At 70.5% G+C, this 24,776-nt stretch carries 22 protein-coding genes; 6 read left to right on the forward strand and 16 right to left on the reverse strand.

The annotated features are described in order from the left end of the window. Positions 1-32: 32 nt before the first annotated feature. The 11 genes from ACQPZZ_RS35005 to ACQPZZ_RS35055 all read right to left on the reverse strand — a co-directional run bounded on the left by ACQPZZ_RS35005 (position 33) and on the right by ACQPZZ_RS35055 (position 14,047). The gene (locus tag ACQPZZ_RS35005; RefSeq protein WP_432926162.1) at positions 33-413 is read right to left on the reverse strand and encodes a (deoxy)nucleoside triphosphate pyrophosphohydrolase; all 381 of its coding nucleotides are present in this window, start codon (positions 411-413) and stop codon (positions 33-35) included. After that, positions 410-1,531, reverse strand: coding sequence for an NlpC/P60 family protein (locus ACQPZZ_RS35010; protein ID WP_432926163.1), 1,122 nt, complete (start codon positions 1,529-1,531; stop codon positions 410-412). The genes ACQPZZ_RS35005 and ACQPZZ_RS35010 overlap by 4 nt, the downstream gene beginning before the upstream one ends. Then, entirely contained in the window at positions 1,528-2,178 is a 651-nt protein-coding gene (locus ACQPZZ_RS35015; RefSeq protein WP_363644634.1) for a hypothetical protein, read from the reverse strand. The genes ACQPZZ_RS35010 and ACQPZZ_RS35015 overlap by 4 nt, the downstream gene beginning before the upstream one ends. After that, positions 2,178-4,553 (reverse strand): type IV secretion system protein, encoded by a 2,376-nt coding sequence (locus tag ACQPZZ_RS35020; protein ID WP_432926165.1) that lies wholly within the window; start codon positions 4,551-4,553, stop codon positions 2,178-2,180. The genes ACQPZZ_RS35015 and ACQPZZ_RS35020 overlap by 1 nt, the downstream gene beginning before the upstream one ends. Positions 4,554-4,633: 80 nt before the next feature. Beyond that, a complete protein-coding gene (locus ACQPZZ_RS35025) occupies positions 4,634-7,111 on the reverse strand; it encodes an ATP-binding protein (RefSeq protein ID WP_363644638.1) in 2,478 nt (825 codons plus the stop codon). 30 nt (positions 7,112-7,141) lie between these two features. Then, a complete protein-coding gene (locus ACQPZZ_RS35030; protein ID WP_432926167.1) occupies positions 7,142-10,021 on the reverse strand; it encodes a TcpE family conjugal transfer membrane protein in 2,880 nt (959 codons plus the stop codon). A gap of 22 nt (positions 10,022-10,043) precedes the next feature. Then, positions 10,044-10,331, reverse strand: a complete 288-nt coding sequence (locus ACQPZZ_RS35035; RefSeq protein ID WP_363644641.1) for a hypothetical protein — start codon at positions 10,329-10,331, stop codon at positions 10,044-10,046. Positions 10,332-10,381: 50 nt separating this feature from the next. Further along, entirely contained in the window at positions 10,382-11,392 is a 1,011-nt protein-coding gene (locus ACQPZZ_RS35040; RefSeq protein ID WP_432926169.1) for a conjugal transfer protein, read from the reverse strand. Between the two features lie 360 nt (positions 11,393-11,752). Next, the gene (locus ACQPZZ_RS35045) at positions 11,753-12,508 is read right to left on the reverse strand and encodes a hypothetical protein (protein ID WP_432926171.1); all 756 of its coding nucleotides are present in this window, start codon (positions 12,506-12,508) and stop codon (positions 11,753-11,755) included. Positions 12,509-12,941: 433 nt separating this feature from the next. After that, positions 12,942-13,793 carry a hypothetical protein gene (locus tag ACQPZZ_RS35050; protein WP_432926173.1) on the reverse strand — a complete coding sequence of 284 codons (852 nt, stop codon included), beginning with the start codon at positions 13,791-13,793 and terminating at the stop codon, positions 12,942-12,944. Beyond that, positions 13,739-14,047: an RNA polymerase sigma factor gene (locus tag ACQPZZ_RS35055; RefSeq protein WP_432934648.1), complete on the reverse strand. Its 309-nt coding sequence runs from the start codon at positions 14,045-14,047 to the stop codon at positions 13,739-13,741. Before ACQPZZ_RS35055 ends, ACQPZZ_RS35050 begins: the two co-directional genes overlap by 55 nt. Before the next feature lie 91 nt (positions 14,048-14,138). Between ACQPZZ_RS35055 and ACQPZZ_RS35060 the strand changes: the two genes are divergently transcribed. Further along, positions 14,139-14,615, forward strand: coding sequence for a GNAT family N-acetyltransferase (locus tag ACQPZZ_RS35060; RefSeq protein ID WP_432926175.1), 477 nt, complete (start codon positions 14,139-14,141; stop codon positions 14,613-14,615). A 134-nt stretch (positions 14,616-14,749) separates the two neighbouring features. Here ACQPZZ_RS35060 and ACQPZZ_RS35065 read toward each other — a convergent pair whose 3' ends face one another. From ACQPZZ_RS35065 to ACQPZZ_RS35075, 3 genes are all read right to left on the reverse strand, one after another. After that, a complete protein-coding gene (locus tag ACQPZZ_RS35065) occupies positions 14,750-15,169 on the reverse strand; it encodes a type II toxin-antitoxin system VapC family toxin (protein WP_432926177.1) in 420 nt (139 codons plus the stop codon). Next, positions 15,166-15,399, reverse strand: a complete 234-nt coding sequence (locus tag ACQPZZ_RS35070; protein ID WP_363644653.1) for a FitA-like ribbon-helix-helix domain-containing protein — start codon at positions 15,397-15,399, stop codon at positions 15,166-15,168. Before ACQPZZ_RS35070 ends, ACQPZZ_RS35065 begins: the two co-directional genes overlap by 4 nt. 389 nt (positions 15,400-15,788) lie before the next feature. After that, positions 15,789-16,571, reverse strand: a complete 783-nt coding sequence (locus ACQPZZ_RS35075; protein ID WP_432926179.1) for a formylglycine-generating enzyme family protein — start codon at positions 16,569-16,571, stop codon at positions 15,789-15,791. 626 nt (positions 16,572-17,197) lie between these two features. Here ACQPZZ_RS35075 and ACQPZZ_RS35080 point away from each other — a divergent pair. After that, on the forward strand, positions 17,198-17,707 hold the full coding sequence (locus ACQPZZ_RS35080; RefSeq protein ID WP_363644657.1) for a hypothetical protein: 510 nt from the start codon (positions 17,198-17,200) through the stop codon (positions 17,705-17,707). Between the two features lie 560 nt (positions 17,708-18,267). Here ACQPZZ_RS35080 and ychF read toward each other — a convergent pair. Beyond that, on the reverse strand, positions 18,268-19,356 hold the full coding sequence (ychF, locus tag ACQPZZ_RS35085) for a redox-regulated ATPase YchF (protein WP_363644659.1): 1,089 nt from the start codon (positions 19,354-19,356) through the stop codon (positions 18,268-18,270). A gap of 121 nt (positions 19,357-19,477) precedes the next feature. On the opposite strand from ychF, the gene ACQPZZ_RS35090 reads away from it, so the two are divergent. Next, positions 19,478-20,779, forward strand: a complete 1,302-nt coding sequence (locus ACQPZZ_RS35090; RefSeq protein ID WP_432926181.1) for a DNA recombination protein RmuC — start codon at positions 19,478-19,480, stop codon at positions 20,777-20,779. Positions 20,780-20,788: 9 nt separating this feature from the next. Next, the gene (locus tag ACQPZZ_RS35095; protein ID WP_432926183.1) at positions 20,789-21,283 is read left to right on the forward strand and encodes a DUF6542 domain-containing protein; all 495 of its coding nucleotides are present in this window, start codon (positions 20,789-20,791) and stop codon (positions 21,281-21,283) included. A 12-nt stretch (positions 21,284-21,295) separates the two neighbouring features. Here the strand turns inward: ACQPZZ_RS35095 and ACQPZZ_RS35100 are convergent, their stop codons facing one another. Beyond that, positions 21,296-22,261 carry a 4-hydroxy-3-methylbut-2-enyl diphosphate reductase gene (locus ACQPZZ_RS35100; RefSeq protein ID WP_432926185.1) on the reverse strand — a complete coding sequence of 322 codons (966 nt, stop codon included), beginning with the start codon at positions 22,259-22,261 and terminating at the stop codon, positions 21,296-21,298. Between the two features lie 89 nt (positions 22,262-22,350). Here ACQPZZ_RS35100 and ACQPZZ_RS35105 point away from each other — a divergent pair, with 89 nt between their 5' ends. Next, entirely contained in the window at positions 22,351-23,406 is a 1,056-nt protein-coding gene (locus tag ACQPZZ_RS35105) for a hypothetical protein (RefSeq protein WP_432926187.1), read from the forward strand. A gap of 129 nt (positions 23,407-23,535) precedes the next feature. Beyond that, positions 23,536-24,759 (forward strand): exodeoxyribonuclease VII large subunit, encoded by a 1,224-nt coding sequence (xseA, locus tag ACQPZZ_RS35110; RefSeq protein ID WP_432926189.1) that lies wholly within the window; start codon positions 23,536-23,538, stop codon positions 24,757-24,759. Positions 24,760-24,776 lie beyond the last annotated feature (17 nt).

Raw genomic sequence — 24,776 nt, forward strand, 5'->3', positions numbered from 1 at the left:
AGCAAAGCCGGATCTTGCGAACGATTCGGCGACTACAGCAGCTTTTCGATCGCGGCGACGACCGGCAGGTCCGCCGCGAGCCAGGGCACGTCGTACAGCTCGTGCGGCTCCAGCCAGCGCAGCGCGAGGTGCTCCAGCGGGCGGGGCACGCCCTCGACGACGGCGGCGAGCCAGACGTGCATCACATAACCGTTGGCCAGCGGCCAGTCCCCGCCGACGCGGGTCCCTAGGACGACCTCGACGCCGAGCTCCTCGGCGCACTCGCGCACCAGCGCCGCGCGCTCGTCCTCCCCCGGGTCGACCTTCCCGCCGGGGAACTCCCAGCCGCCGCGCAGCTCGGGAGGGCCGGACCTCTGGGCGGCCAGGAGGCGGCCGTCCCCGACGATCGCGGCGCCGACGACGAGACGCGTCATGTCTGGGCCCGCTTGAGCTGCGCGATGACGGTCTCGTTCTCCAGCGGGCGGGTGAAGCCCACGATGTTCGGCCGGTCGCGGTACGTCGTGACCTTGATGGGCCCGCAGAGCGTGCACCGCGCCTCGATCATCTTGCCGGGCGACACGATCATCCCCACATGGCCTGGACTGTCCTTGGACGTGCCCGGCCCGGCGTTGAAGAAGACGAGGTCGCCGGGCTGCTCCTCGCCCTCCTCGATTTTGGCACCGAAGGGCCACTGGCCGAAGGTCGTGCGGGGAATGGTCAGACCCGCGTTGCGGTAGGCCATGTAGATGATCCCCGAGCAGTCGAAGGCGTCCGGGCCCGTGCCGCCCCACCGGTACGGCTTGCCCCGCTGCGCCAGAGCGTACTCGAGGATCTCTCGTACGACGTCGTCGGGGGCGCTGTCGACGTAGCCGGAGTCGCAGGCCGGGTCGGCCTCCGGCGGCACGCCGATGTCCCCGGTCGCCGCGTAGCGCTTGGCGATCTCCAGCACCTGGTCGACGTACCAGGTGGCCCGGTTGTAGACGAAGATCGCTCTTCTGAGGTCGTCGGGGGCGCCGTTGCGCCTGAGCATCTTGGCGGCGCCGAGGATGGCGTCCGCCGGGTTGTAGACGTCGCCGTAGCCGTCGCCGTCGCCGTCGGAGGCGTAGCCGTTGATGCCCGGCTCGATCTTCATCTTGGCCTGGCCGCCCCAGGTGCTGATGAGGAACTGCATCGGGCCGGCGGCCCCCGCGTAGTTGGTGCCGCTGCCCACTCCCGGCAACGTCGAGCGGCCGTGGTTCGTCTCCCGCTTGCCGATGGCGGCCAGGACGTTCCACTGCACGCCGATCTGCTTGCCGAACTTCTTGTAGAGCTCCAGGTAGTCGGCCGGGATGTCGCCCTGCGCCGTCTGGGAGACGTCGGCGGCGTCCCCGGTGGCCGCCTCCGCGCAGTTCTCGGCCGCACCGCCGCCGAGGAGGATCGACGGGCTGGGGGTCATCAGGATGATCGAGCCGAGCAGCGTGGCCGGGACGATCACGACGAGGGCCACGGCGATCGTCCGCCAGTCCCGCCCCGCCGAGGTGAGCCCCCGTAGGACGCGTGCCGAGACGGTCATGACGAGGTGTCCCCGTCCTGACCCGCGTCGGCCAGTTGCAGGTCGTACACCCGCCAGTCGGTCCCCGCCTTGACCACGGTCACGGCGAACCGCTCGGGCACGTCCTTCTGGCCGTTCTTGTCCGTCACGTGACGGACCGAGTCGACGACGAACACCACCTGGTTCGCCGTCATGTCGCGGATCGTCGCCACTTTCGCCGACGCCTTCGAGGTCACCTGGTCGGCCTTGTTCTGTTCCACCACGGCGGGGTCGGTGACGGTCCTGGTGAGCTGGCCGGCGAACTCCTCGGTCGCGAACCGCGTCAGCCGTTCGGCGCGCGCCGCCGGCTCCTCACCGGGCGAGAAACCGCCGTACGCCTCGGTGAAGCGGCGGGCGAGGTCGGCCGCCGCGCCGATCTCCTGTCTCGACAGCGGCAGGTACGCATACACGTCGAAGGCGCCGGGAGTCGTGGCCACCGGGCTGGGCTCCCTGACCGCGGTCGTCACCCGCGGGGTGACCACGACGGACTGCTCCCTCGTCTGCTCGCCGCCCTCGGAGGAGGAACCCGACGGCGGGCTCATCGTGAGGTAGACGCCGACGGCCGCGAGCACCACGACGGCCGCCGCGAAGGCGAGGCCCTTCCCCCGGTCGCTGTTTCGGTTTCTCATCAGTCTGAGTCGTGGTCGGCGGGCGTGGCCCAGAACGGGGTCGGTGCGTCGCTGTCGCGGCGTGTCCCCGCTCCCCTGGTCGGCAGCCAGAGCGGAGGCGGCTCGGCGGCACGGGAACGGCTGGAGGACGAGCCGGCCGACGAACCGGAGTCACGCGGCGGGGCGGGCCGGGAACGGCCGCCGTCGCCCCGCCGGGACGACCCGCCGAACAGGCCTCCAGACGACGAACCACCGGACGAACCACCGGACTTGCTCGAGGACCTGCCGGAGGAGCCGCCGAAGAATCCGCCCGAGCCGCCCGACCTGCTCGAACCGCTCGACGAACCGCGTGAGCCGCCGAAGAACCCGCCCGAGCCGCCGCCGGACGATCGCGTCGAGGACGGCCGGGAGGCCCAGCCGCCCGACCTGCCGCTGAACCAGCCGCCGCCGGACCCGGTGCCGGACCCGGTGCCGGACCCACCGCCGGACCCGCCTCGGGACGGCGCGGCGGACGGGGCCGGCGCGGCGGAGGCGCCGGTGACCCGCTGCGACGGCGCGGCCTGGGGTGCGGAGGGCGAGGCCGGGCCGGACGGCCCGGACGCCCGTACGGACCCGCCGGGCCGCACCCCCGACAGGTTGAGCGGCGGGGCCGTTCCCGGACGCGAGGCGGTGACCCCGGCCTTGCGGCGACCTGCTCCCTGCGCGTCGGCGTCGAGCGGTGCGGGTTGCGCCCCCGCACGCGCTCCGGCCTGGGCGGCGACATTGCCCGCGCCCTCCTCGCCGCGCACGCGGCCCTGCGCCACGCCCGCCGCGGCGGCCGCCGCCGTGCCCGCGCCGGTCGCCATCACGGCCGCGCCGATGACCGGCTCGGCCTTGCGCAGGCCCCATCGGCCCGCCCGGGCGGCGGCGACCGGCGGCAGCGCGTTGGCCGCCCGCGACAGGGTCGGCGCGGTGGTGGCCTCGCCGAGCATCCGGGTGGTGAGCGTGTGCCCGTCCATCGAGGCGAACAGGTGCTGGAACGGCCGCCTGTAGAAGAAGACCGCGATCGTCATCAGCGCCATGAACAGGATCTGCATGCCCCAGGGCAGGTTGGTCGAGATGATCAGGGCGTAGCCGTACACGAGGACGCCGAGCACCAGGGCCAGCACCGCCTGGCGGAGCAGGGTGCCGACCAGCATCTCCACCCAGCGCATCGCGATGATGCGGCCCGAGCCCGGATGCACGCCGATCAGCAGGAAGATCGGCCCGAGCATAAGCAGCAGCAGGAAGCCGACCTTCAAAACGAGCAGCGACACCGCGACGAGGAAGATGAGCAGACCGGCGACCATCGCCGCGATGAACGCGCCGATCGCGATGCCGAGGCGGCTGGTCCAGTCCTTGCCCTGGAAGAGGAAGTACATCGGGGTGCCCTGCAGGGGCTTGGCGACCTCCTCCTCGAACCGCTTCTGGTGCTCGTCGGTGCTGGGGATCTGGCCGGCCGCCTGCTCCTGGGCGTCGAGCGCCTGAAGGTTCAGGGTTTTCGCGCCCAGGCCCTTCACCACGCCGGCGTCGGGGTCGGCCGTGCCGAACTCGCCCATCAGCCAGGGCTTGCACACCAGCACCGACCACAGCGCGTCGGCGTTCTGGGCCACCCCGGGCGTGCCCTGGCGGCCGTAGCCCCCGGGCGTGGGCTCGCTCGGCGTCTGCCCCGGCTCGGTCTCCTTCATGGGCAGGCAGGACGCGCCGCCCGCTCCCGGCAGGCCGGAGAACGCCGAGTTGACGATCTCGCCGGTCTTGTCGGTCACGGTCTTGCCGAGGCTGGTGAAATCGCCGGGACGGCTGAAGAACCAGATCGCGACCGTGACGGCGAGGACCATCCAGATGACGCCCTCAGTGGTCGTCGTGGCGCGTTTGCGGATCAGGCCGTACCACGCCAGCCAGATCGCGCCGAGGATGACGATCGGCCGCAGGTAGGGCCAGTACATCGCGTTGGCGAGATTGGTGACGATCTCGTCGGCGACTTCCTTGATGGGCTGCAGCGGTCCCTCGGTCGCCGCCGCCTGGTAGGTGCTGATCGTCAGCCGGTCGACCGCCTTGGCCCACGAGAAGATCGTGTTGGCCCAGGCGTTGCCGAGCACGGCCGTGACGTCGGAGCACCCCAGGTCATAGGTGTGCCAGAACTGGCCGGCCATGCCGTACCGCTCGTAGTTGGTCTGCGGCTCCTTCGGCGCCTGGGTGGGCTGGCCGGCGCCGGCCGTCGTCTCTTCTGTCGACGGCGGCTGCACCAGCCCGTCGACGCCGCCGCCCACGATCTCCGGAGCCAGGGCGGGTGACAGGTCACAGGGCCCGACCGCGCTCGCCGTGCCGCTGGGGAAGACCAGCGGCAGCGTCACGAACGCCGCGAACGCGACGAACAACAGAGCAAGGCTCCGCCGAATCCGTCTGCCGCGTCTGCCTCCCTCTCTGGTGCGACCTCTGGGACCGTTCCTGCGCACGCTCACGATCGCACCTCCTGCGCGACCCCCGACCGACCGGAGCCCCCGTCAAGAAGATCATGCACGTTCTCGCCGGGTTTGTCGTGTGTCGGATTGGTGTCAAGCCAGCGCAGGAGTTCCTCCGAGATCAGGTCCACCCCGATACGGCCCGCACGGCCGTCCAGATCTCGGAAGACGCACTCCCCGTTGCCGAGGGAGCGCAGCACCCCCTTGTGCTCCTCCGACGGGTCCACCCCGAGGAGCTCCATCACGTGCTCGACCTCCACACGCTCCGTGGAACGGAACGCGAAGACCGACGACAGACAGTTGGTCACCTGCTCGTTGAGCAGGTCACCGGCGTTCTGCGAGACGAGGACGAGCGCGGTGTTGCGCGAACGGCCCATCCTGGAGACCTCCGGCACGAGCTTGGCGCCCTCCGGGGTGGACGTGATCGCCCACGCCTCGTCGAGGAAGATCGCCTTCGGTGTGCGCCGGTCGAGCCCGTTCATCAGCCGCCGCGCGAACTGCGACACCAGGTAGAGCAGCGCGACCGACAGCCGCTGCTCGTAGGAGTAGTCGTCCCTGGCCGTCATCACGTCCGGCAGCGTGAGGCCGCCGAGCGTGAACACGGTCGTCCAGCCCTCGGTGTCGATCTGCTCGCCCCCCGACGCGTCGAAGCACAGCCGTGCCAGATGCATCTCCGACATCGACCGCAGCACGGCGCCGAGGTTCTTGGACGCCGGGTCGGTGGACTGCTCCAGGTGGTCGACCACCTTGCCGAGCGACGGATCGGGCTCGTTGGAGACCGCGGCGACCGCCTGGATCATCGCGGACTCGCGCTCCTCCGACATCCTCGGCAGCAGCAGCCGCAGGGTCTCGGTCGCCATCGTCTTCTTGGTCGCGATGTCGTCGCCGAACGAGAACGGGTCGAGCAGGCCCGGCGCCGCCGACCCCAGCGGGATCACCCTGGCCTTGCGGCCCCGGTCGCGCAGCAGCCGTACGAGCGACTCGGCGTCGCCCTTGGGGTCGATGACGGCGATCGTGACGCCGCGCAGCGCCATCTGGTAGATCAGCAGCAACGCGAGCGTCGTCTTGCCGCCACCCGGTTCGCCGGTGATCGCGATGGCGGTCGGGCGGTTGCGCGCCGCCGCGACGAGCGGGTCGAAGTGGACGATGCTGCGCGCCCGGCCCAGCGTCTCCCCGATGTACGGCCCGGTCCATCCGGCGTTCGACTCGTCCACCCGGTCGCCGATCTCGACGGTCGCGGTGGCCATGCCGCCCGCGATCGTGCGCAGCGGCTGCCGCTGGGCGTACGCGTTGACCCGCAGGCGCTCCCCCGGCAGGGCCTCGCAGAACAGCGAGAACTGGTCGCCGGTGGAGTTGACGACGTCGATGCCGAGGTCGCGGTAGTGCTCCACGACGGCCTCGACCCGCTGGACGCACATCTCCTCGGTGGGCGCGCTGACGCTCAGCCGGTGCCAGCCGTACACGAACGGCAGGCGTTCCTTGGTGATGCCGTGCTCCAGCATGCGGGCGGCGTCGATCTGCTCGGCCAGCGCGAGCGGCGCCTCGGCGCCCGCCTCGCGGATGTGGATGTCCATGTCGCGGGCGTGGGCCAGCTTGCGCGCGACGTCCTTGCTCGCCCTGACCGGGGGGATCAGCCGCATCCGGCTGGAGACCTCCACCGGGAACGGCAACTGGTCGGCGAAGTGCAGCCACGGCTCGCCGTCGGGGAACGGCATGAGGTCGGGGAACCGGGCGAACGACAGATGCGCGGTGTAGGAGTCTCCGGCCGGCTGCTCGATCCGCAGCAGCGACCTGCCGTTGTGGATCTGGCCCTCGACCAGCGACTCGATCTCGCCCTTGCCCCACCTACGGCGCGGCGTGGCCGACGGCAGCGGCTCGCCGAGGCCGCCCGCCGCCGCGTGCTGGAACAGCCAGGCGATCTCGGTGGAGGTGGCGTGGCGCGCGTACAACGCGCTGGAGGCCAGGGCCCGGCCGAGCCGTTCCGCCGCCTCGGTCCACCGGTTGATCTCCTTGTCCGGCACGTGGTCGTCCTCGATGCCGAGCGCCCTCTCGCTGCGCTGGTAGAAGCCGAAGAGCTGGCCGAACACGCCGGTGCCGAGCTGCGCGCCACGCGGCCCGAGCCGTACGCCGAGGTAGACCTCCTTGCTCCAGAAGTCCTTGGCCCAGACGTGGCGGTACATCTCCTCCAGATACTCCCGCCAGCCCGGGCCCTCGTCGGAGGTCGAGTTGAGCGCCATGGCCCACTCCGCCGCCGGATAGGCCCGGTGCGCGATCCGCAGGTGCACCTCGGCGTCGGACATTCTGATCGCGGCCAGCGCGATCGTGATGTTCGTGGCCAGCGCCTCGCGCTCCTCGGGGGTGAGGAACTCGTAACTCACCGTCGGCAGCCGGAAGTAGGCCCAGGCCGCCGAGTCGGTGAGGAGAACGCGATCGTCGAAGTACCGTACCGCGAGGCGACTGCGCGCCCTGCTCATCGACCTATCACCAGCTTCCTCGCTCGCCCCTCATCTGGCCACCTCCTGCTTGGCCTGGACAGCCGCCAGGCCGCTCACGATCACACCCGCAAGCGCAACGTACGCCCTGCGGCCGCCCATGCGGAGGTGATTGACGTCGACCGGTCCCGGCCGTCCGGGAGCCAGCTCGTCCTCCCAGGGCACCCGGACGATGGCCCGGCAGCGGCCGCTGGCGACCGCCTCGGCCTGCTCCACGTCGGGGAGGCTGCGGCGGCTCACGCCGTTGATCACCATGACGGCGCGGCGCCGCAGGTCGGAGCAGCCGTGCCCGTCGAGCCACTCGTAGGTCATCGCCACCGCCTCGGAGGCGTCCTCGCTCGCCGGGGCGACCAGCACGAGCTGGTCGGCGTACGGCAGGAGCCGGGCCGCCAGCGCGGCCGCGGGGTCGATCACGGTAAGCCGGTAGTGCCGGTCGAGCGCGGCGAGCGTCCTGCGCCAGTCGGCCAGGAACGCGCGTTCCGCCAGGCGCTGCGTCACCCGGTCGTCGGTGTCCGCGCCGACGACCTCCAGCCCCGATTCGCAGCGCGTCGTGTACGCCCGCATCCCGAGGTAGCCGGTCACCTCTTCCGAGCCCTCGATGAGCGAGCTCAGCGTCTCGGGGGACTCGGCGGCGATCCTCGTCGTGAGCGTGTCCTCTCCGGTGTTCGCGTCGAGCGCGAGCACGCGGTCCTCGCGGTAGCGGGCCAGCGTGTGGCCCAGCATTAACGCCGTGGTCGTCTGCCCGGCGCCGCCGGTGCAGCCGAGCACCATGATCCGCCTGCTCGTGGTGAGCGGGATGCGGGTCCGGGCCTCGTCGACCTCCATGCCGTCCGTACGGCTGCCGCCCACCACGACCTGTGCCAGCCGCCGCCAGCCGCCCGAGGTGTCACGCCCGACGACGGCCTCGACACGGCGCAGCCGCGGCGGCTCCTCGTGCGCCGGCCTGCCGGGCGTGGTCCTGCCCGCGGCGGGCAGGGACGGGCGGGCGGGACCGGCGGGGCCGGCCGCGCGGGGTCCCGCGGGCACGGCCCGGATCGACACCCCCGCCGGGCCCGCCGGCGGCGTCACGCTTCCCTTACCGGTGGGCACGCCCGGCTCGGGGAGGACGGCCGGCATCGCGGGCGCGGCCTCCTCGCTGCCGGCGTCACTTCTGCTGTGGGCACCGGATCCACGGAATCCGCCGCGGGACTCGCCCCCGGCACTCTCGTACGGCCGCGAGCCCGGCGCATGCGTCCCCTCCCGGGCGGTGTGCGCCCCAGAACCGGTGTCGTCGAGGGCCTCTCTCGGCCCGCCCTCCTGAGCGGCGTGCAGCCGGGTCGTGGAGGTGGACATGTGCGGCGTTTCCTCCGTCGTGGCGTCGGTCGCCGGTGCAGGGCCCGTCGTGGCGTCCCCAGGATGCCGATCGACGGCCTCCGCGTGTCCCCCGGCCTCGGTCGTTTCGCCCGCCGCCGAGGGCGCCTGCTCCGGTTCCGGCTCCGGAGAGGAAATCCGGGAAGTCCCGCTCCAGGCGCCACCCGGCACCCGGGGCCGCACGAGCCGAGGCGGACGGCCCTTGCGATGCTGTTCAAGGGCCTCGGCGTCCCGCTGCGCCGTGTCTTCCCCCGCCGTGTCTTCCCCCGCCGTGTCCTCTTGCGCCGTGTCTTCCCGCGCCGGGTCCTCTTGCGCCGGGTCCTCTTGCGCCGGGTCCTCTTGCGCCGTGTCGTGCGAGGCGGCCTGGTCGCCGTCCGCGGGATCGGCCGCATCGTCGGCGGGCTCCACGGACGGCGCGGACGCCGGAGCCTCCTCCGTCACCGCCTGCTCGTCGTGGGCCGGTTCCTCGTTTGCGGACTCGCCCGTGGCCGGCTCGGGCCCGCTCGGCTCACTTCGCGCGGAGGAATCCTGGGCGGGCTCACCCGGTGTCGTGAAGGACGTCACAGCGGACGGCGACACGGCGCGGGGTTCGGCCGAAGCGGCGAGCCTGCGCAGACGGCGCAGCGTCTCGGTGCCGATAGGGGGAACGGCGGGCGCGTCCGACGCCTCGGCGGGAGCCGCGTGAGATTCCGGCTCGGCAGAGCTCGGCTCATGGCCCTCCTGGACGTCGTGTCCCGCATGGCCGTGTCCCGCATGGCCGTGTCCCGCATGCCCATGACTCTCATCCGGGTCGTGTCCGTGATCCGGGCCGGTGACATGACCTCCCGGTCGCTCCTCGCGTACGGCGTCATGGCCGGCTCGCGGCTCCGCCGGGCTCGCGGGGGGCGCGGACGGTTCCGGAAGGTAGAAGACGCGCTCACCGGCGGCGCCGGTCCTGGCGGCCGTACCGCTGCGGGAAGGGGCGGGGGTGCCGGTGACCGGCACGGCGGCGGCCGCGGCGGCCGCCACGGCCGGGCGCACGACGCGCGACGGGTCCACCTCGTGCGCGGCCGCTCGCGCCGCGACTCCCGGGGCCGCCCGTACGCCCGTCCGGGGGGTCTTCGGAACGGGCACCTTGACCGAGACCGCGCGGCGCGCCTTGCGTGCCGCCTTGCCGCGCACCGCCACGGCCGGCGGCGAGGTCCGCCAGACACGCGCTGTCAGGGCGACCTCGTCCGGCTCGTCGAACGGGGCCATGCGGCACCAGATCCGGGGCTCGCTCACGTAGCGGAGCTGCGACTGGAGCAGCTCGGTGAGGCGCTTGCCCTCGATGACGGGACGGGTGGACAGCCAGGTGAGCACGCCGGGAGGGACCAGGTAGATGACGTGCCAGGGAGCCTCGAACGGCAGCCCGACCAGGTAGAGGAAGACCCACCACGGCACGGAGACACCCACGAACACACCGATCCAGACGACCGGAAGCGGCATCGGCAGCCGTAGGTCGTACAGCTTGTACAGCCGCTTCTCAATACGCCAGATATTGGTATATGTGGGCAGATCCACCCCGAACCTCCTCTCCGCCCGATCACTTGATGCCAAGCGCGCCCGCGATCGCCTTCGCCGTCACCTCGATGATGTTGGGAACGTAGAAGATCACGCCGATCGCGATCGCCAGGATGATGAACTGGACGAACCTGGTGATCTCGCGGGTGAAGAGGAAGAAGAGGGCCACGACCGAGACGACCGCGAGGAAGAGCGGAGCGAAGAACCTCCGGAGGAATTCGGCGAGACCTTCGGTGTTGATGCCCGTCGTCGGCGCCGGTGACGGCGCGGCCAGATCAAGGACGTGGTCCGCGATGGTCTTCAGTATCAACTCTCGCCCTCCCGGGGGTATGGATCAGCGATGTCTTTGCCGGGCATGCGCTACCCCACGGATCGGCTCGCACCCTGGATGTCCCTGACGAACCACTTGCCGCCCTGCTTTTCGATCGTCAACTGGTATGCCTGCTCGAGACCGGCGGGCTGCGCCTCCGGGTCCTGCGACGGGCTGGCCACCGCCGCCGACTCTCCGGACGCCACCGCCCACACGACCACCGCCGTGACCTTCCTGCTGTCGGCGCCGCCCGGCGGGACCACGACGTCCTTCAGCTCGGCGAGGGTGAACTCGCCGTCGAACCCGTTGACGGTCGCCCCACTCGCGACGTAACGCTGCAGATCGTTCTGGTTGCCCGCGGCGTACGCCTTGAAGAAGCCTTCGAGCTGGGGACGCAGTTCGGCCTCGGTGGCGGAGTCGCGGTCGGGGTCCGGCAGCTGCGGCAGGCCCGCCGGACCAGGTTCGGGCAGCAGAGCCGGCTGGGCCGAGACCACGAACCTGCCGTTGTCGTAGTAGATCGGCACGGACAGCAGGCCGCGGCTGGCTCCGGACTGGTACGTCACGGTCACCCGGGCGTTGTGGTCGTCGACCACGTCGATCCCGGCGAACTGGAATGCTCCGGCCGACATGCGCCCGTAGCCGTTCCAGCCGAACTGATCGTCGGCGCCCTCCGGCAGGAACGACTTGAGCCGTTCCGCGCGCTGCTGGGGATTGGCCGCGTCGTAGTTGAGGTAGACCGCCGCGAACTGGTTGGCGAACGCCGTCGCCTGCGTCACCGGGAATCCGGACGTGGCCGTGCCGGTGGGAGTCACGGTGGCCGGGTCGTCCCCCGCCAGCCGTTCCAACGGGGCACGTATGCCGTTGACCACGATGACGACGATCAGCGCCCAGAGGATGACCCGCCCGGTCCACACGAGCCAGCGGCCTCCACCGCCGCTCCAGCCTCTGCGGCGGAGGGCCGTGCCGTTCGCGGCGCCGGCCGGCTCGAAGCCTTCCAGTGGGTATGGGTCAGGGTCGCCAGCGATCCGCGGATCCTGCTGGACGTCTGACCTGCGAGCCATCACGCCTCCGCTCGCGCCGATCCCTCCGGCTGGCGCGGTTTCCTCTTGCTCTCGATCCGGTTAACCGCATTGAAGTATTCACCCTAGCGGTCTCGCCAATTCTTCCAGGTAAGCCACGCCCATGGTGCAAGCATCGCCGCGACCGAGCAAACCAGGTCCACATCCCGTTGAGACGCCCCACACCTATCCACTCTGCGGAAAAGCACGTTACGCCTGGCCAGCGGGGGCAGCGATTACCTAACCGCCACCTATTGCTGTCTTCGCAGCTCGCAGGCATAACGAAACCGACCGCGCGCCTCGCCCCGGACGGCGAACGGCCCCGCCCGAAGCGGGGCCGTCGGCGGGCCGGTGCCCGCGCCCTTACTGACACGCCTCCGAGGAGTACGAGGAGGACGACTCGCCCAAGGTCGGCGGGATGGCCGCCGGCGGACCGCTCTCCGGCGCGTTTCCCAAGGCGCTCTCGGGCAGCGAGGAGCTCTGCGACTGGCCCGCCGACGACTGCGACTGGGACAGCGACGGGGACTGGGACTGCGCCTCCGACACCTGCTGCTGGGCGCGCTGGGACATCTGCTCGATGCGTTGCTGCGCGTTCGTCGCCTGCTGCATGATCTGCTGCTTGGCGCTGCTCGCCTCGTCCCTGATGCTCTGCCTGGCCTCCTCCGCCGTCTGCTCCATCGACATGCCCCTGGCCGGGAACGCCTCACTGCGCAGGCTCGAACCGCTGTGGTGCCGGGCGGACCACTGCGCCGGGAACTCCTGGCCTACCGTGACCGAGACGGTCTGCGGCAGCTCCGCGACGGACATCCGCGGCATGGAGACGGTGAGCTGCGGCGCCTGGACCGGCAGGCTCTCCATGATCACCGGTGCGGTGATCAGCGGAGCCGACAGCATCCTGGCCCCGGGTACGGACTCGGTCACCAGCAGCGGCTCGCTGATGGTGGTGGTGTACGACGTCGCCCGCACCGAACCGCCGGGCTCGCCCGCCTGCGACGCCCAGGCCGAGCCCGGGACGCCGGTGGCCGCGGAGGCGGTGCCGCCGAGCAGCGCGACCGCGCCGGCCGCGAACGTCGAGGCGACAATCGCCGCGAGAGCCGGCTGTCTGGATTTCCGATGCATGGTTGCCTCCTCGGGCCCGATCGGGCCTCGGCAGATCGGGCCACCTGGGCTTTTCCCGGTGCCCGAATTCGGCCGTCTCCCCTTCCGCATGCCGGATTACGGCAGACGAGAAGATTTGTCGCGAAAAGGGAGAATTCGATGTGGCGACTTCACGCCGAACGGCCTCATCTCGATGCTTCAACGAGCCTCCCGAATGCGTCTAGGGCACTTGGCTCAAGCGTTTCCGCTGGCCATGGAGGATCTGACCGGAGTGAGGGATGCGGCAGGTGATGCCGGTAGGGCGATTTGCGGCTGCTTGTACGGCCGAGCAGTCTGGGCTTGTCCTTCCGCGATCGTCGCGAGATGCGGGCGCCGCGAGCACGGCGAGCCCGTCAGCCGCCCCCGATGACGAGCCCTCACCGCCATGACCGCCGCTTTGCGTGACCGGGCCGTCTCAGGGTCCTTCGAGGTTGTAGGTGACGTCCGCCACGCGGACCGTGCGGACCAGCGGATCCTCGATGATCTCCCGTAGTTGCCCGATCCTCGCCCACGAGTCCACGTAGGCGTAGGCCAGGCTGTCGTTCGCGGCCTTGCGCAGCCGGGCCAGGCTCAGATCGAAGTCGTGCAGGTTGTCGTCGTCGTAGTCCTCGAGGATGCCGACCCAGCGGCGGAAGTTCCTGAGGTCCAGCTTGTTCCCGTCAACGGGCTCGATCGCATGCTCCTCCCCGGGCTCTCCCGGCATCGGCGCCCTGTCCCACGTCGTCGTGCCTCCCCAGGTGATGGGCATGGATCCGGGACGCCGCTCGAGAACCACCTTCTCGGCATGCGACTTGTGTCTGGCGGTGAAGGCGACCAGCTCGTCGGCGGTGAGCGGCCTCGCGAACTCGACCACCGCCAGCGCGCTGAGCCCCTCCGGGATCCGGGCCAGCATCTTGCGGCTGTCCTCCTTGCGCTGGAGGGTCGTCCCCACGTTCATCAACGCCCTGCTCAGCGAGGTGCCGGCGAAGTTGCCGAGCGGCAGCCTGCCCACGTGGCCGAAGAAGTCCTGGGTGACGACATGCTCGACGCCGCCGTACCCTTCAGTGAAGCCCCCGAAGGCCCGCATGGGCCGGGCGGCCACGGTGAACGACATCGACAGCGGTGTGGTGGCACCCCAGCTTCGGATATCGATGTCGTAGGCGGGGTTGTAGATCTTGAAGGCGGTGCCCAGCACGTCGGTCATGCGCTGTTCCCGGTCGCCGCGCCGCTGGATCAGGCCGGAGCCCACCGTCGCCGCCAGGACGAGGACCAGCAGTGCCGCCAGCACCGTGATCGCGGTGCGGGCGACACCCCGCCGTACGGCCCGGCGGGTCGCCTTGGGATCGAAGTCGGGAGGTTCTCACCGCGCCAGCCGAGCAGCGCCCTGGTCGCCTTGACGAACGTCTCCTGAGCCAGGTCCTCGGCGAGGTGGGGGTCGCGGGTGCGGCGCAACAGGAACCCGCACACGAGCGCCCAGTGCTCGCGGTACAGCTCCTCGATGATGATGCCCCCCGCGTCTTCGTGTCTGTCACAACAGACCAGACGCGGCCGGGGTGGGAATGGTCACGCGCCTCTTCCCCGGATGTTCGAAAATATCTTGCGGTCCGCCGGACAGGGCAGGAAGGTTCCAGAGGTGGCCATACCTCAGCAAGAGCACCTGGTACGGCAGGCGACGACGTCCGACGCCGCTGTCGTCGCCGAGTTGCTGGACGCCTTCAACCGCGAGTTCGACGCGCCGTCACCGGGAACGGACGTGCTCACGGCACGCCTCCGCCGGCTGATCGCCGGGGACCATCTCGTCGCCCTTCTCACCGGCGAACCGGCCGTCGGCGTCGCGGTTCTGTCCTTCCGGCCCAACGTGTGGCAGGAGGGTCCGGCCGCGATCCTGGACGAGCTGTATGTGCGGCCCGACCTGCGCGGGCAGCGGTTCGGGCACGCCCTGCTGGAAGAGGCGTGCCGTCTGGTGCGGGAACGCGGCGCGGAGACGCTCGAAATAAACGTCGACGGCGAGGACACCGACACCCGCCGCTTCTACGAGGCGCACGGCTTCGCCAACAGCGAGCCCGGGGCGACCGAGCCGATGTTCTACTACTACCGCGACCTCGCCTGACAGCCGGCCGCGCTCGTCCGTCCCGCCTGCCGCCACCCCCTCGGGCCGAAGGCATGAGGGGGTGGCGGACAGCACCGGTTCAAACGTTGAAGCGGAGCGAGCGTGCGATGGTCGGGCGCAGCGAGGAAGCCAACTCAGTCTGCCCAGGGGTCGAGCAGTTCGACTCCGGTCTGCACGAAGTCCTTGGTGTTCCGGGTCGCGCACGCGGCCTTGTGAGACCGGCAGATCGCGGCGATCTGGGCATCGGCCGTGCTGATCGGCAGCCCTGCCTGCTCACGCGCGACTAGCACCTTGGCGTAGTGGTCTGCCGCCTCGTCGTCGAAGGCCAGCACAGCCTTGGTCTCCCGGTAGGGCTGCAACGCGCTCTCGATCACCGCGCTCAGCGCCGACCTGCGGCGACCATCCGGGAGACGGCGCACGCCGGCCAGAAGCTCGGCGAGCGTGATGGAGGTGATGGCCACATCACCGGCGAGAGACTCCAACCATGCCACGACGCGGGCATCGGGCTTCGGTCGGAAGATCTCCGAGATGACGTTCGTGTCGAGGACGATCATTCGAAGTCCACGGCTCGTGCGACGTCGCCGCGCTCAGGGACGACGAGATCGTCGATCCCGCCGACCTCCTGCGCCGCCCGCATGAGCGCCAGGCCGATGTGGGGCCGACGCGCGGCCTTCGTGAGGATGTCGCGGACCTCGGCTTCCATGGAGCGGCCGTGCTCCTTCGCCTGAGCGGCGAGCTGCTTCTTCACGGACTCATCGAGCCCGCGGATGACGATGGCTGACATCAGAGCCACCTCCTCAACTGATATCAGCCATGATAGCGCTCGGGTCGTATCAGCGAACAGCGAATCGGCTGACCGCCGCGCGGGCCCCTCTCAGTGGCGAGCGAGCGGATGTTGAAGCGGAACTCTGACCGCCATCCTGTCGACCTGGGTCAGGATGCTTGCTGCGCTGGTCGGGCGGTCTTCTGGTCTCACGTCGGTGGTCGTTGGTTGCCGACGTTTCACGGTGGCTTGTGCCCCTTACGTGCCCCAGTGGGAGGGACACGAGCGTCCCGCGTGGCGCGCGCTACAACGTTCCGCCGGCCGTAGACGGGCCTGCTGCCTTAGATCAAAGTGCTTAGCGTTGTTCTGGGCCGGAAACTACCGGCACCCTGGATCCGCTGAGATGGCTTTCAGCGGAGTGGCAGTGGTGCGACCGGGCGAACCGCCGTGAACTCCGCGTGCTCGTATCGGGTGGCGGAGAGCAACAGCAGCCACTCGTCGCAGCCCTGCCACGGGTATACGTCGGCGGCTCCGCCACGTACGGTCCGAGGCCCGTCGCCGGTCCGTGGCTGTGCGTCTGCCGGCGCGCCCGCGAATCCGGGGATCCACACGTCGGCACAGAGCTCGTTCGCCGACCCCATTGCCGCCAGCCCGAACGAGTTCTCCGCCGCGGCCACCCGCGTCTCGTCGCCGAAGTCGTCGAGCAGTTGGTCCTCGCCGGGTTTCCCGTCACCGCGGAAGGTCAGCGTGGTAGTGCCGGCCCGCGCCGCGTATTCCCACTGCGCCTCGCTGGGCAGCTGGAACGGCAACAGCTTGAGCAGGTCGTCCAGGTCGCCTTCGAGCCGGGCCGTGCCGGTGCCCGCCTCGGCGTACGGGTCCTCGTATTCGGGCAGCCAGTGCCGGACCTGCGCGACCGTCAGCGGGTGCCGCGCGATCAGGAACGGCTCGACCCGCACCTCGCGTACCGGCTGTGCGTCCCCGGCGCCCGCGAGGAACGGCTCGATGGTGTCCTCGACCCCGCCGCTGCGCTCGATGGCGCGTACCGCGTCCAGCTCCGCGTCGGACAAGCCCATCCGGAACGTGCCGCCCGGAACCTCTCGGAACACCACGCCCGACGGGGCATGCCGCCATGCCGGTCGCCCGGCCACGATCTCCTCGGTCCACATGGCGCCGAACGCTAGCAGCCCGATCACCGGCTGTTCTTTTCCGACGCTGCTAGCGCGGAACATGCAGGTAGACGGCTTGCGGGCCTAGTACATCGAGATCTGATCCACCCTTGATCGTGACCTGGCGAAACATCCGAACCGCCGTGATGACCTGGCCCTGGTTGTCTCGGCGGTTCTCGGCATTTCTCAGCTGATCATGGTGTCATGTGCCCTCGTTGTGCCCTCATGGATCGCGAGGACGAGCGCCGGGCCCGCCAATGGCGGTGCGTAAGTTCGTCCTTGTGCTCCCTCTTGACCCCCAGGACGTTGGAGTCCGCGTTTTTATAGCTCGGCGGCCTTCAGATGAAGATGGACGACGCGTTCGCCCGTACGCATGTTGTGTGGTCCCCAGATGGTCCCCTGGGCAGCGCCGTCCCCTGGGCAGTGCCGCGCTTAGGCCGTCCCGACTTCCTGTTTACTGCGTCCGTGTGAAGCAACCGGAACACGCATCTGATCAGGGGACATAGCGCTCCGGGGCGGGGTGGCTCGTCTAGGTTCCGGCCAGCAGTATCGTTCTCGATCCGCGTTATCAGCTTGAGGATAGGTTACGATCATGCCGCGCGGGACACGCGGAACGCGGCCGACGTTGTGCGTCGCCTTGGAGAGAATTGACCATGGTGAATCTGCTCGCCAGTATGGTGGAGATGATCAGCCTCACCCCTGGCGATCCTTTCGTCATCACCGAGGTGACGGACGGGAAAATCACCGGTGACCCCGGTCCCGGGGGTGGGGCTCCCCTAGTCGGTCCCGGCATCCACGCGGGCCGGAGCGGCCTTGTTCTGACCAGCCAACTCCCTTTTCAGACCAGTCGGATGGTTGAAGAGAACGACCACTTCGTCCGGTATGAGCTGTGGGACGGCCCCCCGGAGCCGCTGGAGTCCTGGGCGGAGCTATGGACTGGCGAACTGCGGATCGATTCGGGGACGATCGCCCTCTCGGAGTACGTCTCTGAACATGAGCCGAAAGAATTCGAGCCGTTCGACCTCGGGGAGACTGGCCTTTCCTGGTCGGTTCGCGTGCTGACCAAAGTCATGACCAATACCGAGGAGCCGGACTTCCCGCGCGACGTTTACCAAGTCCAGCTCTACCGCCTCCAACTATGGCGGCCCGGCCTGACGCCCTGACCACTTCCCCAATCAGAGCCTTCGGGGACAATCGCGGACGCGCGTGCTGGCCATCCCGTCTGCCGTCGACCCCACCGCGGAGCGGCAGCGGGCCGGTGCCAGAGGCGCAAGCCCGGCTTGACGTGTCCCTCCGCCTGGGCACCTTCCACGGTGATTGGACGCCAACGGTCACAGCCGGGCTTGCGGCGGAGGAGGCGGGCTGCTGGGCTTGCCTGGGGTCGATGGCGGGCGAGATGGACACCTACCCCAGCCACCCCACCACCCGCACGTCTGTTCGAAGCCATTCCGGAGCCGGAGCGCCTCCCGCCGGAGGCGCCACCATGCTCGGCGCGGCACGTGGCGGCTGTTCCAGCTCAGCCCACCGCCCTGTGACCGACCTGTACTGTCGCGCGGCGGCCCGCTCCACTCGTCCGCGCCAGCCGTCCGGCGGTGCTTTTAGCCGTCCGCCGGGAGCGCCAGCGGGAGGCGGCGGCGTTGCCGTGACGGCGGCGCGGGTCGTGTGCCCCAGATGTGCCCCAGAACGAGGCCCCGGAGGCATGAGCAGGGCGGACAGGGCCGGTTCAGACGTTGAAGCGGAACTCCACGACGTCGCCGTCGCGCATCACGTAGTCCTTGCCCTCGATGCGGGCCTTGCCCGCCGCCCTGGCCGCGGTCATCGAACCCGCCTCCACCAGGTCGTCGAACGAGATGACCTCGGCCTTGATGAAGCCACGCTGGAAGTCGGTGTGGATGACCCCGGCGGCCTCGGGAGCGGTCGCGCCCTTGCGGATCGTCCAGGCCCGGGCCTCCTTCGGCCCGGCCGTGAGGTAGGTCTGCAGGCCCAGCGTCTCGAACCCGACCCGGGCGAGCTGGGACAGGCCCGACTCCTCCTGGCCGACCGACTGCAGCAGCTCAAGCGCCTCGTCGTCGGGCAGCTCCACCAGCTCCGACTCGATCTTCGCGTCGAGGAACACGGCCTCCGCCGGCGCCACGAGCGCCGAGAGCTTGGCCCGCAGGTCGGCGTCGGTCAGCTCGTCGGCGTCGAGGTTGAAGACGTACAGGAACGGCTTGGCCGTGAGGAGGTGGAGCTCGCGCAGGTCGGCGAGGTCTATCCCGGCCGCCTTGCCCCCGGCGTACAGGGTCGTGCCGGTGTCGAGCAGCTTCGCCGCGGCCTCGGCGGCCTCCAGGAGGACCTTGCGGTCCTTGTTGGTGCGCGCCTCCTTCTGCAGACGGGGCACCGCCTTCTCGATCGTCTGCAGGTCGGCGAGGATCAGCTCGGTGTTGATCGTCTCGATGTCGCGCTCCGGCGCCACCTCGCCGTCCACGTGGGTGACGTCGGGGTCGGAGAAGACCCGGATGACCTGGCAGATCGCGTCGGTCTCGCGGATGTTGGCGAGGAACTGGTTGCCCCGTCCCTGGCCCTCCGATGCACCCTTGACCAGGCCCGCGATGTCGACGAACTCGACCTTGGCCGGGAGGATGCGCGCGGAGCCGAAGATCTCCGCCAGCGTGTCCAGACGGGAGTCCGGCACGCCGACGATGCCCACGTTGGGCTCGATCGTGGCGAACGGGTAGTTGGCCGCCAGGGCGTTCCCGCTCTTGGTCAGGGCGTTGAAAAGCGTGGACTTGCCGACGTTGGGCAGGCCGACGATGCCGATGCTCAGGCTCACGTACCCCGAGTTTAGGGGTCTCGGTGGGTGCGCCGGACATCGACGGCGTCGTCGTCCGGCTCGGCCCGCTCCCAGGCGCGCCTCCCTGTTTGGCACGCCAATGCCTGAAATCATCCAGACCGTGGATGTCGTGGCTCTCGCACTGGGACTGGTGATCGGCGTGGTGGTCGGCGCGGCGCTCGCCGGGATGCGGACCGCGGGCCGTGCCGCCCGGGACGCCGCCAGGGTGGCCGAGGCCGAGGCGAGGACGCGGGCGGCCGAGGACAAGGTGGCCTACATGGAAAACCAGCTCACCGAGCGGTTCCAGGCCATCTCCGCGCACGCCCTCGACGTGGCCAACCTGCGCTTCCTCGAACTCGCCGAGAACCGGCTGAACACCACCAGGGCCGAGGCGGCCGGGGACCTCGACCAGCGCAGGCAGGCGGTCGAGAACCTGGTCGCGCCGCTGCGTGAGACGCTCGCCAAGGTGGAGAGCCAGCTCAGGGAGAGCGAGTCGGGCGCGCGCGCCGCCCGCGCCGAGCTGAGCAAGCAGATGGACTTCGTCCGGGAGAGCTCCGATCGGCTCAAGGCCCAGACGGACGCGCTGGTGCGGGCGCTCCAGCGGCCGGAGGCCCGGGGACGCTGGGGAGAGCTGCAGCTGCGCCGGGTGGCGGAGATCGCCGGGATGGCCCGCTTCTGCGACTTCGACGAGCAGGTGAGCGCCGCCACCCGCGACGGCGTGGTCCGGCCCGACATGGTCGTACGGCTCAGCGGCGGCAAGAACGTGATCGTCGACGCGAAGGTCTCGCTCGCGGCCTATCTGGAGGCGGCCGAGGCCGCCGATCCCGCCTTCGCCTCGGCCCGGCTGGACGCCCACGCGCGGCACGTGCGCGAGCACGTGGACCGGTTAGCCGCCAAGTCCTACTGGCAGGCGTTCAGCCCGTCGCCCGAGTTCGTGGTCCTGTTCATCCCCGGCGAGGCGTTCCTCGCGCCCGCGCTGGAGCGCGATCCCGGGCTGCTGGAGTACGCGATGCGCAGGCGCGTCCACATCGCCACTCCCACGACGCTCGTCACGATGCTCCGCACCGCGCAGTACGCCTGGCAGCAGGCCGCGGTCAGCGAGAACGCCAAGGCGGTCTTCGATCTGGGCAAGGAGCTGTACGAGCGGCTCGGCTCCCTCGGACGCCACGTCGACAACCTGGGCAAGGCGCTCACCAGAGCGGTCACCGCCTACAACCAGACGGTCGGCTCGCTGGAGAGCCGGGTCCTGGTCAGCGCGCGGAGGATGAACGACCTCGGGCTGGTGGACTACTCGCTCGACGCTCCGGCGGCGGTGGAGGAGGTCCCCCGGCCGGTCGCCATCCCCGAACTCGAAGGTGAAGAGCGGGTAAGCCCCCCTCCCCCGCAACATCAGAACGGTAAATTGACGCGAGACTTGTCGTAAGGGGGCCCGATGACAGGCACCGGTCGAGCGGGGCTGCGGCTGACCGCTCGGGGGGCGATCGTCATGCTCTTCGTGATCAGCCTGGTGGGCATGCCGTTCCTGCCCGGGCCCGCGTTCGTGGCCGGTTGCCTCGCGGCGGTCCTGCTGGTGCGCCCCCGCGACCTGCTGCCACTGGTGGTGACGCCCCCGCTGGTCTTCTTCGGCGCGGCCCTGCTGGTGGAACTCGTGCGAGCGGTCGGGTCCGCTTCGCTGCTCCAGACGTTCGGGCTCGGCATGTTCACCGCGCTGTCGTCCGGCGCGCCGTGGCTGTTCCTCGGGTCCGCGCTGACGCTGGGGATCGCGTGGGTGCGTGGACTGCCCGGCAACCTGAGGGAGTTGCGCGGCGCGCCGGCAACAACGCCCACGCCCGCCGCACGCGCCCGCCGTCGCCGCGCCGGTGCGTTCGATCCCGAGCCGGAGGGCTACTTCGAGCCCCGCGTGTACGGCAGGGCGGCCGACGAGTAGCCCCGGTATCGGTCAGACCGCGCGGAGGTCCTTGCGGAGTTCGTGGGGGAGGGCGAAACGCATGCTCTCCTGCACCGACTCGACCTCCTCGACATCGGTGAAGCCGTGGCCGGCCAGCTTGGCGAGCACTCCCTGCACCAGTTCCTCGGGGACGGACGCGCCGCTCGTCAGGCCGACCGTGCGCACGCCCTCCAGCCACTCGTCCCGTACGAACGAGGCGTCGTCGACGAGGTAGGAGGCGGCGGCGCCGTAGTCCTTGGCGACCTCGACCAGCCGCTTGGAGTTGGAGGAGTTGGCCGAGCCGACGACGATGACCAGGTCCGACTCGGCGGCGATCTGCTTGACGGCGGTCTGCCTGTTGGAGGTGGCGTAGCAGATGTCGTCACTCGGCGGGTCGATGAGGTTCGGGAAGCGCGCCCGCAGCCGTGCGACCGTCTCGGTGGTCTCGTCCACCGACAGGGTCGTCTGGGAGAGCCAGACGACCTTCTCCGGGTCGCGTACGGACACCGCGTCGACGCCGTCGAGCCCGTCCACCAGCCGGATGTGCTCGGGCGCCTCACCAGAGGTGCCCTCGACCTCCTCGTGTCCCTCATGTCCGATGAGGAGGATGTCGTAGTCCTTGGCCGCGAACCTCTTGGCCTCGTTGTGCACCTTGGTCACCAGCGGGCACGTCGCGTCGATGGTCCGCAGACGGCGGCTCTCGGCCTCCTCGTGCACGGCGGGCGCGACGCCGTGAGCGGAGAAGACGACGATGGCGCCCTCGGGGACCTCCTCGGTCTCCTCCACGAAGACGGCGCCGCGCTCCTCCAGCGTCTTCACGACGTGGGTGTTGTGCACGATCTGCTTGCGTACGTAGATGGGCGCGCCGTACTGCTCCAGCGCCCGCTCGACCGCCTGCACCGCGCGGTCGACTCCCGCGCAGTAGCCGCGGGGCTTGGCGATCAGGACACGGCGGGTCGCTGAGGTCTGCACGTCCATGTTCCTATGCTATGTGGAACGCGAGCCGCTTCTTGACCCTGGTCTTGCAAGACTGGGTGTACCAGATACACATCTCCCCGGGAGCCGAAATGTCCGTCCTTAGAGCAATAACTACAGTCCTTCAGACCGCTCTGAACGGGGTCGGACAGGCGCTGCTGGTCGGCGACAAGATCAAGACCACCGTCAAGGAACGCTTCGCCGGTGGCGAGGCGCAGGACGGCGGACGTCCGGAGGCCACCGAGGCGCCGCGGGACGCGCAGACCGCCGAGGAGCGCACCGAGCCCCGCAAGCCCGTCATCTACGCTCCCCGTCCGAGCAAGGCCGAGCAGGCCGAGCAGGCCGGCGCGGTGACGCCCGAGACGCCCCCGGAGGCGGCGCCCGCGGAGGCGGCGCCCGCGGAGGCCGAGCCCCGGGCCGTAGCCGAGCCGGCGGCCGAGGCCGCCCCGAAGCCCGAGGCCGCTCCCGTCGCAGAACCCGTCGAGGCAGAACCAGTCAAGGCCGAGCCTCAGGCCGTAGCCGAGCCGGCGGCCGAGGTCGCCCCGAAGCCCGCCGAGGCCGCTCCCGTCAAGGCCGAGCCCCAGTCCGTCGCCGAGGTGCCGGCCGAGGCCGCTGCGCCCGCCGAAGTGCCCGAGAAGCCGCAGAAGCCGCGCACCCGCAAGGCCGCCGCCAAGCCCGTGGAGACGGCCGAGACAGCGGAGAGCGCCGGGACCGCCGAGGCCGCAGCGCCCGTCGAGGCCCCCAAGAAGCCACGCACCCGCCGCAAGGCCACCGCCGAGACGGCCGAGAGCCCCGAGGGCGCCGAGGCCCCCGGGACCGCCGAGACCACGGAAACCGCCGCGCCGAAGGCCCCCAGGACCCGCAGGAAGACCACCACCTCCGCACAGGCGCAGCAGAGCAGCCCTGCCGAGGCGACGGCGGAACAGCCGTCGGAGCAGCCCGCGGTGAAGGAGACGGCGACGGCTGAGTCCGCCGAGCCGATGCCGAACTACGCGAACCTCTCCGTGGCGTCGCTGCGGGCCCGGATGCGCGGCAAGTCGGCCGAGCAGGTGCACGCGCTGCTGGACTACGAGCAGGCGCACCTGAACCGCCCCGAGGTGGTCCGGATGTTCCAGAACCGGCTGTCCAAGCTGCAGTCCGAGGCCTGATCCCGCGCCGCGCCCGCCCTCGGGACGTCCCGGGCGGGCCGGGGCGCGCCGTCATCCGCCTGCTCGCCTGTGGATTGTCGGGGAGTACGGCTAGCCTGCAGGGACGAGCGGGTCAGGCGAGGAGGGCACTTGAGCGCGAAGACGTCCCCGGAGGCGCCCCTGCCGATCAGGTCGGTGCTGCAGATGGTCGCCCAGTGGATCGGCAAGCTGGGCTCCGTCTGGGTCGAAGGGCAGATCACCGAACTGACGGCCCGGGGCGGCACCGTCTTCCTGACGCTGCGCGATCCCGTGGCCAACGTCTCGGCGCGCATCACCTGCGCGCGCGGGGTGTACGAGGCGAGTGTGCCGCGTCCTGTGGACGGCGCGCGTGTCGTGATGCACGTCAAGCCAGACTTCTGGGTCAACAGGGGCTCCTTCGCGTTCACGGCCCTGGAGATCCGCCCCGTCGGCATCGGCGAACTGCTGGCCCGGCTCGAGCGGCTCCGTCAGGTGCTGGCGGGCGAGGGCCTGTTCAACGTCGACAGGAAGAGACGGCTGCCGTTCCTTCCTGGCACGGTGGGACTCATCTGCGGGCGGGACTCCGCCGCCGAGCGTGACGTGCTGGAGAACTCCCGCCGCCGCTGGCCCGCCGTCCGCTTCACAGTGGAGCAGGTCGCCGTCCAGGGGCCGTACGCCGTGGGCGAGGTGACCGAGGCGCTGCGGAAGCTCGACGCCGACCCCGAGGTCGACGTGATCGTCATCGCCAGGGGTGGCGGCTCGCTCGAGGATCTGCTGCCGTTCTCCGACGAGTCGCTGGTGCGGGCCGTGGCGGCCTGCCGTACGCCGGTGGTGAGCGCGATCGGCCACGAGCAGGACAGCCCGCTGCTGGATCTGGTGGCCGACGTGCGTGCCTCGACCCCGACTGACGCGGCCAAGAAGGTCGTGCCCGACGTGGGCGAGCAGCTCACACTGATCCATCAGCTCAGGGACCGGGGCCGCCGGGTGCTGCGCGGCTGGGTCGAGCGCGAGATGTCTTGGCTCGAGTCGGTTCGCTCCCGGCCGTCGCTCGCCGATCCGGTGCGCGAGCTCGACCGGCGGGCCGAGCAGGTCGACGCGCTGCGCGAGCGGTCGAGGCGCTGCCTGTCGGCGTCGCTGGACCGCTCGGCGGATTCGCTGGAACACCTCAGGGCGAGGCTCGTCGCCCTCTCCCCCGCCGCCACCCTGGAGCGCGGTTACGCCATCGCGCAGCGTCCTTCGGGCGAGGTCGTCCGCCTGGCCGAGGACGTCAAGCCCGGTGACGAGCTCACGATCCGCTTCTCCGACGACCGCGTGACGGTCACCGCCACCCTCGACGAGGACGACCCACGCCCGTGATCTTGCACTCCGCGGAG

It is taken from the genome of Microbispora sp. CA-135349 (genome assembly GCF_050947365.1).
Taxonomy (GTDB): Bacteria; Actinomycetota; Actinomycetes; order Streptosporangiales; family Streptosporangiaceae; genus Microbispora.